Origin of the sequence: Sphingopyxis sp. Root1497 (assembly GCF_001427085.1) — a bacterium.
Classification (GTDB): Bacteria; Pseudomonadota; Alphaproteobacteria; order Sphingomonadales; family Sphingomonadaceae; genus Sphingopyxis.
The window spans coordinates 393,582-405,549 of the sequence record NZ_LMGF01000005.1 but is presented as its reverse complement, the minus strand read 5'-3'; the positions used below and the strand labels follow the sequence as shown (position 1 = coordinate 405,549).

Annotated in this window: 14 protein-coding genes; 5 read left to right on the top strand and 9 right to left on the bottom strand. The window is 65.7% G+C overall.

Annotated elements, in window-relative coordinates:
• Positions 1-80: 80 nt before the first annotated feature.
• The 8 genes from ASD67_RS16405 to ASD67_RS16370 all read right to left on the bottom strand — a co-directional run bounded on the left by ASD67_RS16405 (position 81) and on the right by ASD67_RS16370 (position 7,053).
• A complete protein-coding gene (locus ASD67_RS16405; protein ID WP_156377747.1) occupies positions 81-314 on the bottom strand; it encodes a hypothetical protein in 234 nt (77 codons plus the stop codon).
• Positions 315-322: 8 nt separating this feature from the next.
• Positions 323-1,012 carry an N-acetylmuramoyl-L-alanine amidase gene (locus ASD67_RS16400; RefSeq protein WP_056349629.1) on the bottom strand — a complete coding sequence of 230 codons (690 nt, stop codon included), beginning with the start codon at positions 1,010-1,012 and terminating at the stop codon, positions 323-325.
• 70 nt (positions 1,013-1,082) lie between these two features.
• Positions 1,083-1,940, bottom strand: a complete 858-nt coding sequence (locus tag ASD67_RS16395) for a CheR family methyltransferase (protein ID WP_056349626.1) — start codon at positions 1,938-1,940, stop codon at positions 1,083-1,085.
• On the bottom strand, positions 1,937-3,055 hold the full coding sequence (cheB, locus tag ASD67_RS16390) for a chemotaxis-specific protein-glutamate methyltransferase CheB (protein ID WP_056349623.1): 1,119 nt from the start codon (positions 3,053-3,055) through the stop codon (positions 1,937-1,939). The genes ASD67_RS16395 and cheB overlap by 4 nt, the downstream gene beginning before the upstream one ends.
• Before the next feature lie 10 nt (positions 3,056-3,065).
• Positions 3,066-3,440, bottom strand: a complete 375-nt coding sequence (locus ASD67_RS16385; RefSeq protein WP_056349620.1) for a response regulator — start codon at positions 3,438-3,440, stop codon at positions 3,066-3,068.
• Between the two features lie 66 nt (positions 3,441-3,506).
• Positions 3,507-3,941, bottom strand: a complete 435-nt coding sequence (locus tag ASD67_RS16380) for a chemotaxis protein CheW (protein WP_082545109.1) — start codon at positions 3,939-3,941, stop codon at positions 3,507-3,509.
• Positions 3,941-6,355 (bottom strand): chemotaxis protein CheA, encoded by a 2,415-nt coding sequence (locus tag ASD67_RS16375; RefSeq protein ID WP_235535706.1) that lies wholly within the window; start codon positions 6,353-6,355, stop codon positions 3,941-3,943. The genes ASD67_RS16380 and ASD67_RS16375 overlap by 1 nt, the downstream gene beginning before the upstream one ends.
• Positions 6,356-6,414: 59 nt before the next feature.
• A complete protein-coding gene (locus ASD67_RS16370) occupies positions 6,415-7,053 on the bottom strand; it encodes a histidine phosphotransferase family protein (protein ID WP_056349609.1) in 639 nt (212 codons plus the stop codon).
• A 116-nt stretch (positions 7,054-7,169) separates the two neighbouring features.
• On the opposite strand from ASD67_RS16370, the gene ASD67_RS16365 reads away from it, so the two are divergent.
• From ASD67_RS16365 to ASD67_RS16350, 4 genes are all read left to right on the top strand, one after another.
• Complete coding sequence (locus ASD67_RS16365; RefSeq protein WP_162248600.1) at positions 7,170-7,781, top strand: hypothetical protein; 612 nt, start codon at positions 7,170-7,172, stop codon at positions 7,779-7,781.
• Between the two features lie 51 nt (positions 7,782-7,832).
• A complete protein-coding gene (locus ASD67_RS16360; protein WP_056349602.1) occupies positions 7,833-8,786 on the top strand; it encodes an RluA family pseudouridine synthase in 954 nt (317 codons plus the stop codon).
• An 81-nt stretch (positions 8,787-8,867) separates the two neighbouring features.
• Positions 8,868-9,770, top strand: coding sequence for an RNA polymerase sigma factor RpoH (gene rpoH / locus ASD67_RS16355; RefSeq protein ID WP_056349598.1), 903 nt, complete (start codon positions 8,868-8,870; stop codon positions 9,768-9,770).
• Positions 9,771-9,829: 59 nt separating this feature from the next.
• A complete protein-coding gene (locus tag ASD67_RS16350) occupies positions 9,830-10,216 on the top strand; it encodes a cupredoxin domain-containing protein (RefSeq protein WP_056349596.1) in 387 nt (128 codons plus the stop codon).
• 24 nt (positions 10,217-10,240) lie between these two features.
• Here the strand turns inward: ASD67_RS16350 and ASD67_RS16345 are convergent, their stop codons facing one another.
• Positions 10,241-11,038, bottom strand: coding sequence for a transporter (locus ASD67_RS16345; protein WP_056349593.1), 798 nt, complete (start codon positions 11,036-11,038; stop codon positions 10,241-10,243).
• A 100-nt stretch (positions 11,039-11,138) separates the two neighbouring features.
• On the opposite strand from ASD67_RS16345, the gene mtgA reads away from it, so the two are divergent.
• Positions 11,139-11,846, top strand: coding sequence for a monofunctional biosynthetic peptidoglycan transglycosylase (gene mtgA / locus ASD67_RS16340; protein WP_056349590.1), 708 nt, complete (start codon positions 11,139-11,141; stop codon positions 11,844-11,846).
• The last annotated feature ends 122 nt before the right edge of the window (positions 11,847-11,968 follow it).

The following is an 11,968-nucleotide window of genomic DNA, read 5'->3' as shown; positions in this document are numbered from 1 at the left end:
CCATTTACGAGCGATTGTATGATACGGGCGCGCTAAGATGGGAGGTCTGCCGAGCCCACTCCAATCTTATGTCGCACAGACTAGTGCCCGCTGCGGTGTACTGCATTGAGTAGCGCCGAGTACGCGAAATAAATCAGCCCCCCCGCTGCCCCGACCAGCGCTGCAGCCGCAGCGTCATGATCGCTCACGCCTAGATCGATACCAAACACCTGCTTGATGGAGTAGGCTAGCAGAGCAGAAACACAAACTGCCTCAAGCAATATCAAGGTCAGTTTCGCGTCTTTCCGCATCCAATCTGCATCGAAGCGTGCCACTGTCGCCCTCAATCCCCCTCGGGCTGGGGCAGCAGCAGCGCCAACAGGATCGCGCGGCATTCGCCATCGATCGTGCCGTCGATCAATTCGGGCCGGAAACGGCGCTGGAACGCCACCGTCGCGGCAAAACCGTCGGTGACGTCATAGCCGAACCGTTCCAGCGCGAGCAAAAACCCCGCGTCGGTCCACAGCGGATCGGTCAGCTTCTTGGTCGGGCGCGGCAGCGCGAGACGGCGGCGCGCGAGTTCGTGCCAAGGGAAGAGTTCGCCCGGATCCTGCTTGCGCGTCGGCGCGATGTCCGAATGGCCGACGACATTGCCGCGGGTGACCTCATGCCGGTCCTTGATCATATGGACGAGGCGGACGACCGAGGCGACCTGCGGGTCGGGAAAGGGTACATAGCCATGCTCATGCCCCGGGTTGACGATCTCGATCCCGACGCTCGCCGAATTGATGTCGCTCGTCCCGCGCCAGTGCGCGCGCCCGGCGTGCCAGGCGCGCTTGTCCTCGGGCACCATATGGGTGATCTGGCCATCCTCGCTGACGACATAGTGCGCCGACACCTTTGACGCAGGATCGGCAAGCCAATCAATGGCTTCGGCACCGCTCTTCATACCGGTATAATGGAGTATGATCATCGAGACCGGCAGCACGCGCTCGTCGAAATTGGGAGACCAGCGTTCGATAAAATCGCTCATGCGTGTCGCGGCCCAATCGTTGCAAACCCGCCCTCACCTGCGCCAGCCCCGCGCAAATTGCAAGGCGGGTTCAGGCGGCGGCCACGCGCCGCACCTGCTGGTCGGCGGGTTCGTAGAGGCCGCGCAGCCGCGGGCTCGCGACATATTGGTCGGTCTGGCCGAGCACCGTCTCGCCCGCGCCGAGCACGAGGAAGCTTTGCGGGGCCGCCATCGCGCGCATCCGCGCAAAGGCTTTCTGCCGCATCGGCAGCGCGAAATAGAGCAGCAGGTTGCGGCAGAAGATGAGGTCGGCGGGGCTCGCGAGCGGCGGCCGGTCGGTGAGCATGTTCTGCACCGAAAAATCGATCCGGCGGCGCAGGTCGGCCTTCGCCAGCCAGCCCGCCTCGGTCTGGTCGAACCAGCGCACCATGCGCTGCACCGGCAGGCCGCGCTGGATTTCGAACTGGCTGTACAGGCCGACGCGCGCGCGGCTGATCGCGTGATAGCTGACGTCGGTGCCGACGATGTCGACCTGCCACCCCGCCCATTTCGCTTCCTGCTCGGCGAGCAGCATCGCCAGCGAATAGGCCTCCTGCCCGGTCGATACGCCGCAATGCCAGATGGTGATGCGCCGCTTGTCGGCGTTTATGACGCGAAGTTGTTCAAGCGCCGTCTTCGCAATGTCATCGAACACGCTGTGTTCGCGATAGAAAAATGTCTCGTTGTTCAGCATCGCGTCGACCGTATCGTCGAGCAGCTGGCGGCTGTTCGAGGTCACCAGCGCCGCGACCAGCGCGTCGAGATCGGCGATGCCATGGCGCTGCATCACCGGTTTCAGCGACATTTCGATGCGCCAGATACGGCTCGGCGACAATGTCTGGCCGGTGCGCGATTCGAGCACCCCCATCAGGATGCGATAGGCCGATTCGCTCGCCGTCCCGCCCATCATGACCGGACCCGCCCTTTCAGGAAGCTGCCGAGCATCAGCGCGATCGCATCGGGATTGAGCGTCGCGGCGGCGATCCCCGCCTTGGCGACCGCGCCGGGCATGCCCCAGATGACGCAGCTTTCGGGCGCCTGCGCAAAGATCGTCCCGCCCGCCGCCTTCAGCCGCGCCGCACCGTCGGCGCCGTCGCGGCCCATGCCGCTGAGCACCACCGCCGCCGCGCGTCCGCCATAGACGTCGGCGAGCGAATCGAACATCGGGTCGGCCGAGGGACAGCAACCATTAGCGACCGGACGCCGGTCGAGCGCGATTTCACGGCGGCGCCCGCTGGCGACGACGATCAGATGCGCGTCGCCCGGCGCGAGGTAGATATGATTTTTTTCCACCACCATGCCCGCCGCCGCGACGACGACCTTGCGCGTCGTCATCGTCGCGATCTGTTTGGCGTAAAATTCCATGAAGGCGTCGGGCAGATGCTGGGTGAGCAGGATCGGCGCGGTGATGCGCGGGTCGAGATGTTTCAGGAAGCTGGTGAAGGCGGGAATGCCGCCGGTCGAGGCGGCAACCGCGATGCATTCGAGCGGCTGGTCGGTCTCGATCGCGATCGGCACGGGCGCCGGCACCGGGCGCGCCGCAGCGCGGATCTCGATGGGGGCGATCGACGGCAGATGCCCCAGCGTGCGGATGCGGTCAGTCAGCACTTCGGCGAATCGCCCCGAAAAACTGCCGCGGCCGGGCTTGGCGAGCGTATCGCTGGCACCAAGCGACAAAGCCTCGATCGCCGCGGGTCCACCCTCGATGCAATTCGACGAGAGGATCAGCACGCGCGCCTTTTCGGCGCGTTCGAGCATCAGCGGCAGCGCGGTGATGCCGTTCATTCCCGGCATTTCGATGTCGAGCACGACGACATCGACGGGTTCGCGGGCCAGAAAAGCGAGCGCGTCCTGTGCCGAGGCGATCGACGCGCAAACGGTCAGGCCGTCGGTCTGGTCGATGATCCGTTCGAGGATGCTGCGTACGACAAGGCTGTCGTCGACTAGCATGACGCGGACGTTGCGCGCCACCGGCATCGGCGCATCCGCGGCGCCTTCGCGCGCCAGGGGTCGGGAAACCGCCACCCGCCGCGCCTCAGGCGACGCCGACGAGCTGCAATTTTCCTTCGAGCGTTTCGCGGTCGAACGGCTTCATCACATATTCGTCGGCCCCCGCCTCGATCGCGGCGCGGATGTGGTCGATGCTGTTTTCGGTGGTGCAGAATACGACACGGGGGCGTTCTTCGCGCCCATAGTCGAGATCGTTGAACGCCCCCAGAAATTCCATGCCGCTCATCACCGGCATGTTCCAGTCGAGCAGGATCACGTCGGGACGATTGGCGCGGCAAAAGGTCAGCGCCTCCTGCCCGTCCGCGGCCTCGTCGACCGAAAAGGCCATGCCTTCGAGAATGTGGCGTGCGACCTTGCGGATCACTTTGCTGTCATCGACTACCAGACAGGATTTCGACATAAATTTACTCCGACCCCCGGGTGATGGAACCACCCTAAAGGCAAAGGGGTGTTCAGCCCGTTAATGTCAGGCCGCCCTGGCGACCGGCAACGTGATGAAATGCGACGGATCGACGACGAGCAGCGAAGCGCCCTCATGCTCGATCATCGCATCGGCGACGCGTGCCCAGCCGGGCAGCAGCCGTCCGGTGACCCGCGTCTCGGGCGCGTCGATGAAACAGACGTCCTCGATCGCGTCGGCGAGCAGCGCATAACCATGGTCGGCGACATCGACGACGATCACCCGCTGCCCCGGCGCGACGGCCGTCGGCGGCAGGCCGATCACGACATGCGGATCGATGAGCGTGAAGACGCGGCTGCGCAGCGCGAACAGGCCCGCGACATGCGGCGGCGCCGCGGGGACATGGACGGGGTTGCCCACCGTCACCACCGAATTGATCGCGCGGCTGCGCAATGCGACACGCGTGTCGGCGATGCGCGCGATCAAATAGAGTTTTTCCATCATGAGTCGGCTCCTGCGACGCGAGTGCGCAGCGCTTCGAGCAGCGCGCGGCGATCGTAACGATAGATGCTGTCATCGTCGGGACCCGTCGCCGCGACCGACGACCGCAAGCGGACGAGCGGGACGTCGGCGGCAACCGGCGCCGACTGTTCGTCGACGAGGCAAAGCTGGACGTCAGGGCGTTCGCCGTCGGCGGTCTCGTCACCGCTGACGACGCGGTAGCCCGCGCCGCGCAGGATCGGCGCGAGGAAGTTCGCCGCCCAGCCGTCGGCATCGTCGGACAGGCGGCAAAGCGGCTGGCGGAGCAGCGGCGCGGCCTGGTCGGCGCCATATTGCGCCATCAGCCAGAAGGGATCGATCAGCTCGACCGGTTCGCCGCCGATCAGCACGACCCCGGCGATCAGCCCCGGCGCCGATGCCAGCTGGACCGCGTCGGGCAGGCGAACGATGTCGATCACCGCCGCGATCGGGTAGCAGAGCACCGACTGGCCGTCGTGGAGGCGGAGCAGCTTGACCGCTTCGGGGCCGGCCGGAACCACCGCGGCATGGACCGGGAAGATTTCGGTGCCGATCTGCGCCTTTACCGCACCCGCGCTTTCGAACAGCGCCGACGCCGGCACTTCCTCGACGCGTTCGATCACCGACAGGCGAACCCCGCGCGTGCGGCCGCCCGCCTCGCGGAACAGCAGCAGTTGCGCCGCGTCGCGCGCGGCGGCGGCTTCGGCGGCGGCTTCGACGCTCGCATCGTGGATGCGGCCCGCTTCGGACGCGTCGACCCCGGCGGCCGCGAGCAGCCCCTGGACATCGAGCAGCAGCACCGGGCGGCCGTTGTCGGGCAGGGTCGTCCCGGCATAGAGCCCGGTCGCCATGATCATCGGTGCCGCGGGCTTGATCACCAGTTCCTCATGGTCGTGGATCGCCGCGACGCTCAGCGCATAGCTGTGCCCCTGCCCCGGCCGGACGAGGATGATCGCGCGGTCGTCCTGGTCCTCGCTGTCGTCGACGGTGCAGCCAAGAACATGTTCGAGCCGCAGGAGCGGAAATTGCTCGCCGCGCACGGTGGCCAGCTCGCCGCCGCCGACGCGGTCGATGCGCACCGAATCGCTCGTTTCGAGCAGGATTTCGCGCACCGATCCGCGCGGAATCGCAAAATATTGGCCCGAAGCGCGAACCATCAGGCCGGAGATGATCGTGAGGGTCATCGGTACACGCAGCACGATGGCCAGGCCGCGGCCCTCCTCGTTGCGTAGTTCGACGACGCCGCCGATCTTTTCGAGGTTCGCCTTGACGATATCCATGCCGACACCGCGGCCCGAGATCGCGGTGATTTTCGCCGCAGTAGAAAAGCCGGGGCGGAAGATGAGTTCGAGCTTTTCGCGCGCGGTCAGCGTCTTGGCCTCGGCGGCGCCGATGACCCGCGCCGAAATCGCCTTGGCGACCAGCGCGTCGGGCGACAGCCCGCGACCATCGTCGCGCACCACGATCTCGATCTGGTTGCCCGACTGACGCGCCGACACGTCGATGTTCGCGGTGATACCCTTGCCGACCGCGACACGCTCGTCGAGCGGCTCGATGCCATGGTCGATCGCGTTGCGGACGATGTGGATCAGCGGGTCGCGGATATTCTCCATCATCTCGCGGTCGAGTTCGACCTCGCCGCCGCTGGTCGAGAAACGCACCTTCTTGCCGAAATCCTGCGCAAGGTCGCGGACGATGCGCGGCAAGGGAGAGAAAAGCTTGTCGATGCGCTGCATGCGCATCTGGCTGACCGACTGGCGCATGCCGGCGATCGAATCGGACAGGCGGTCGAAGGAGGCGATCACCGACGCGTCGGCGCCCGATTCGCGCAGCAGGCGCGCAAATTCGTTGCGCGCGAGCACGATGTCGGTGACCCCGGTCATCACGCTGTCGAGCAAAGGCAGCGGCACCCGGATCGAGCGCCAGCTCTGCAGTTCGGCGTTGATGTCTTCGTCGGTCAGCGCGGCGACGGGTTCGGAGGGCACGGCCGGTGCGGCAGGGCCTTGGTCGACAGCCGCCAGTGCGCCGATCACATCGCTATCGTCGCCCTGCGGTTCCTTGCCGCTGTTGCCGAGCGCCGCGCAAAGGCTCGACAGGCGGTCGACGATCGCGAGCACCGCGGTGACGAGCGCGGCGTCGGCGGCACGATTGCCACGGCGGACCTGATCGAGCGCATCCTCGGCGGCGTGCGACAGCGCGGTGACGCGCGGCAATGACAGGAAACCCGAGCTGCCCTTGATCGTATGGACAAGGCGAAAAATCGCGTCGAGTCCGGCGCGATCGGCGGGGTCGGCTTCCCAGGCGACGAGCGCGCCGCCGGCCTCGGCCAATATTTCTGCCGTTTCGGCGAGAAAATCGTTGAGCAGATCGTCCATCACGTTGTCGGTGCGCCCCAAAATTCTGAGGCTTCACCATGAAGGACAATGGTTAACGGAGCGTTTGCTCGCGCCCGAAATCAGCCGCGCAGGACGGCCCCGACGAGCAGCGAGGTCGGCGTCTCGCGCGCCAGCATGACGGTGCCGCCGTTCTGCGCCGCGACCGCCTGCACCAGAATCGCCGGCGCGGTGCGCGAGGTCATCGGGCTCGCGCCCTCGCCTTCGGCCAATATGCGTTCGACATCGGCGTCGAGGAAGATGCGCTCGGCCTCGACGTGCAGCGCGATTTCGATGCCCCCGCCCTGATTCTCGCACCCGATGTCGAGCCGCCCGCCGCGCACCAGCGCGTCGACCAGCAGCAGCGCGAGGTTGAGGACGATCTTCACCGCGGGCTTGGGCAGCGGCTCGGCGCCGATCATCCAGTTGAGGTCGATCGCGCGATCGCCGATGATCCCCTGGATCGCCGACTTGGCCTCGTCGGCGGGCACCAGCTCGCCGAAACCGCCCGCCGATCCGAAGGCGAGACGAAAGAATTTCAGCTTGTTCGCCGACGTCCGCGCGCTCTGTTCGAGCAGTTCGGTGACGCGCGCGCGCATGTCGGGATCGCGTTCATCGGCGAGCAGTTCGAGGCCGTTGGCGAAAGCCCCGACCGGGCTGAGAAGGTCGTGACACAGGCGCGATGCCAGCATCGAGGCGAAATCGACGCGATCGTCGGACATGGATGGCTATGCTCCCCGCGGATCCGGCAGTTTCCGGTTGGCGACGCTGTTAGGGCAGGCATGGCGACCAGCGCAAGGCTTGTGCGTCGTGCGGGGCTTGCGGAGCGATGCGAGCGATGCAAGACAGGGCCATGTTCAAGCTCGGCCTCATCGATCGCACGCGCAGGATGTTTGCGGAGCAATTCGAGGCCGACGGCGACGGCTTTTTGTATCGAAAATACGGCAAGGGCGCCCCTATTCGCGTGACCCCGCGGGAGCGCGATGATTTCGTATCTGCCTTCGAACGCGACTATCCGCGCGCCTATCTTGCCATGATCGCCGGCGCCGTCGTTACATTGCTAGGGCTGGTGACGATCGCGGTCGTCATCGAACGCGATCTCTCGAAGCCGGTGATCTACGCAGCGGTGGGAAGCGTGTCGGCGCTCTTCCTGATCGCCCATCTTCGGGTCTGGAGCGCACCCGCCCGGGCGCTGGAACGCCGGCCAGCAGTGGGCCAGGAACGATCGCGCGCCGAAATGCGCGACATCATGACCGCCGGCACCAGCTATCGCTATTATGTCATGATGCTGATGCTGTTCCTCCTGTTGCTCTTCAGTTTCAGCTTTCGGACCGAGGCTTTCAGCGGCGAGGACATGTTCCTGATCGCCTTCTACGTCTTTGCGTCGGCAATGATCGCGTCGTTGATCTTCCGAAAATGGCGCTTCGACCGGCGAAACCGCACTTCCTGAAGCCTCCCCCGCCCCCTTGAATTTCGGCGCCCCGAAACCACATTCGAACCAATGCAGGGGGACGACCAAGTTTTGACCGTGGCGCTCGGCGATAGCGCCGCCGGCTTGCGCCTCGACCGGGCGCTGGCGGAGGCTTTGCCGGACCTGTCGCGCGAACGATTGAAGACGCTGATCAAGGGCGGCCGCGTCGCCCGCGGCGACGGCACGATCCTCTGGGACCCCTCGGCGAAGGCCGTGCCGGCAACGCTCGAACTGCGGCTGCCCAAACCCGCGCCGGCGCATAATGTCGCGCAGGACCTGGGCCTCGTCATCGCGTATGAGGACGAGCATCTGATCGTCGTCGACAAGCCCGCGGGCCTCGTCGTCCATCCGGCGGCAGGCAATTTCGACGGCACGCTGGTCAACGCCCTGCTCCACCATTGCGCCGGGCAGTTGTCGGGCGTTGGCGGGGTCGCGCGGCCGGGGATCGTCCACCGCATCGACAAGGACACCAGCGGGCTGATCGTCGCCGCCAAGCACGACAAGGCGCACGAAGGCCTGGCGAAGCAATTCGCCGCGCACAGCATCGACCGGCGTTATCTGGCGCTCGCCACCGGCCGCCCGATGCCGGCGAACGGCACCGTCAACGCCGCGCTCGGGCGTTCAGCGACCAACCGCAAGAAGATGGCGGTGGTCGCCGAGGACCGCGGCAAGCATGCGATCACCCACTATCGCACGGTCGAACCGCTGAAGGGCGCGACGCTCGTCGAATGCCGGCTGGAGACCGGGCGCACCCACCAGGTGCGTGTCCATATGATGCATATCGGCCATCCGCTGGTCGGCGACCCGGTCTATGGCCGCGCCAAAAAGCCGCTGTCGGACGTACTGAAAGCGCGGAATTTCACGCGCCAGGCATTGCACGCCGCCCATTTGGGCTTTATTCATCCGGTGACCGGTAACGTCATCGCGCTCGACAGCGAAATACCCCCCGATATGCGGGAACTGATCGACATATTGCGCGTTTAGGTTTCGAATGAAAATCTATTTTGACCGCGGGACCCAACTGCGGCATTCATGGTTCAAGGATTTAAGGGAAGACGCTCTCCAATGGCTAACAAAAGCAATGTTCCCGCGACGGTGCCGGCGCTTGGCGGCGAAGCCAGCCTCAACCGGTATTTGTCCGAAATTCGCAAATTCCCGCTGCTCACCCCCGAGCAGGAGTTCATGCTCGCCAAACGTTTCCAGGAACATGGCGACAATGAAGCCGCGGCGCAGCTCGTCACCAGCCATCTGCGGCTCGTGGCGAAGATCGCCATGGGCTATCGCGGCTATGGCCTGCCGGTCAGCGAACTGATCAGCGAAGGCAATATCGGCCTGATGCAGGGGGTGAAGAAATTCGACCCCGATCGCGGCTTCCGCCTCGCGACCTACGCGATGTGGTGGATCCGCGCCTCGATCCAGGAATTCATCCTGCGCTCGTGGAGCCTCGTCAAAATGGGCACCACCGCAGCGCAGAAGAAGCTGTTCTTCAACCTCCGCCGGATGAAGAACCAGCTCGAAGCCTTCGAGGACGGCGACCTGACGCCCGAACATCTGACCAAGATCGCGACCGACCTCGGCGTTACCGAGGACGAGGTCACCAGCATGAACCGCCGCATGGCGATGGGCGGCGACACCTCGCTCAACGTGCCGATGGGCGAGGATGGCGACAGCCAGTGGCAGGACCTGCTCGGCGACGAAGGCCCGTTGCAGGACGAACGTGTTGCCGAAGCGCAGGAGCGCGACGTGCGCCACTCGCTGCTCAACGAGGCGCTCGACACGCTGGGTGAGCGCGAACGCCACATCCTGACCGAGCGCCGCCTGACCGACGATCCCAAGACGCTCGAGGATCTGAGCCAGGTCTATGACGTGAGCCGCGAACGCGTCCGCCAGATCGAGGTGCGCGCATTCGAAAAGCTGCAAAAGGCGATGCTCAAGCTCGCGGGCGACCGGCGGTTGGTCGGCGCCTGACCGGGCGCAGGAAATCGGGGCGACACGACCGGGCTTTTCCGGATGAAGGAGTGTTTGCCATGCGTTTCCTGACCCTCGCCGCCGCGGCCCTCGCCGTCGCCCTGCCCGTCACCGCCGCCGAAGCTCCGGCGAAGGTGACGGTCGAGATGGCGAATTTCAGCTACACCCCCGCCGACCTGCATCTGCATGCCGGACACAGCGTGACGATCCATTTCGTCAACGCCGGATCGGGCGGGCACGACTTCACCGCCGAAGAATTTTTCGCGGCGGCGACGATGGACGCCGCCAATCGCGCGCACGTCGGCGGCGCCAAGGGCCGCGTCTCGCTCGGCAAGGGCGAAAGCGCCGATGTGACGCTGGTCCCGAAGGCCGGCACCTACAAGGTCCATTGCTCGCACTTCATGCATTCAACGATGGGCATGACGGGCAAGATCATCGTCGACTGACCGCCCCCATCAAAACCACCACCGTCAAAAACGCCGGACATAACCCGCATAGAGTTCGACATCGGGGCTGTCGCGATTGAGGCCCGCGTTGACGCCGACATCCCACTGGCTCTCGGCGTCGGGCTGCCAGCCCAGCGACAGGCCCGCGAGCGCCTCGGTGCTGCGCCCGCCGGGGTCGTCGTCGCGCGTGAGGGATAGTTCGGCGGCCGCCGACACATCGTCCGACACACCGAAACCCAGCCCGACCACCGTGCCATAGGCCAGATGGCGGCCGTCGCCATCGGCATCGACCGCCGCATCGACATGCGGCGTCATTCCGAGCGAGACCGCCCCCAGATCGAAGCTGGCGGGAACGAGCAGCCCCGCGCCCCAATCGCCCGCGCCGACACCCGCCCCGCCCACCGGCAAGGTCGCATAGGGCATGGCCGCGATCGAGAACCCCGAGCCGTCGGGATTGTGCAGGTTCTGGCGTAGCGCGAGCGTGACGTCGCCGGTTCGTGTCGTGCTGCTGGTGTTGCCCGTCGCCCGATCGCGCTCGCGCACATGGCCGAGCATCGTCCAGCCGACCTGCAACTCCAGCGACGGGGTGAGGCCCGCGCGAAGCAATGCATCGCCAAACACCCAGCTGTCGGTCCGGCTATTCGCGCCGCGATCAAGCGTCCAGTCGGCGAGACCGATCTCCAGCATCGTCCGGCCCTCATCGACCGTGCAGGCCGGCGTGCCAAGCCCCGGGCGGTCGGGACAAAGGTCGCGTGCCTCCGCCGCAAAAGCCGGCGCACTCAACGCGACGGCGGCGAACAGCATGATCTGCCGTAGCGGCATCCTATCCCCCTTCGTGTCCGGCCGGTCTTTCTTGTCCCGGAAAGCGCGATTGCAATCAAGCCCGCTTGCCTCGCCGCGACGAGCGGCTAGTTTGCCGCGCATGGCAACGAAGACCCGCGCGTCGAAGCGCAAGCTCCCCTGGTATCTGCGGCCTTTCAAATGGCTGCTGTGGTTCATCATCCTGTCGGCCCTGTGGGTGCTGATATACGCCGTCGTGCCACCGCCAGTGACGGTGACGATGCTGACCGACGGCAATGGCATTACCAAGGACTGGACCAGCCTGTCGAACATCGACCGCAACATGGTCGGCGCCGCGATCGCCGCCGAGGACGGGAAATTCTGCAGCCATGACGGCTTCGACCGCGACGCGATCGAGCAGGCGATCGAGCGCAATGCCAAGGGCAAGCGCCTGCGCGGCGGATCGACGATCAGCCAGCAGACCGCGAAGAACGTGTTTCTGTGGCAGGGCAGCGGCTGGACGCGCTACGTCCGCAAGGTTCCCGAAATCTGGTTCACCTTCCTGATCGAAAAACTGTGGAGCAAGCGGCGGATCATGGAGGTCTATCTCAATGTCGCTGAAACCGGCCTCGGCACCTATGGCGTCGAAGCCGGGGCGCAGCGCTATTTCAAGCATGGCGCGAGCAAGCTGACCCCCTCGGAGGCCGCGCGCATCGCCGCGATCCTGCCCTTGCCCAAGAAGCGCGAGGCGATCAGCCCGTCAGGCTTCACCCGCCGCTATGGCAACACGATCCGCGCGCGCATCGGTGTGGTCCGGCGCGACGGGCTGGATGCCTGCATCTACAAATAGACGCCACTCACCACCTGGAGGTCGATGGCGGCTTGGGATGGTAAGCGGACACTCCGGCACAACCCGTTCCCCGGCGAAGGCCGGGGAACGGGTCCGATAGGGCCACTATCGCCCGAAACCAG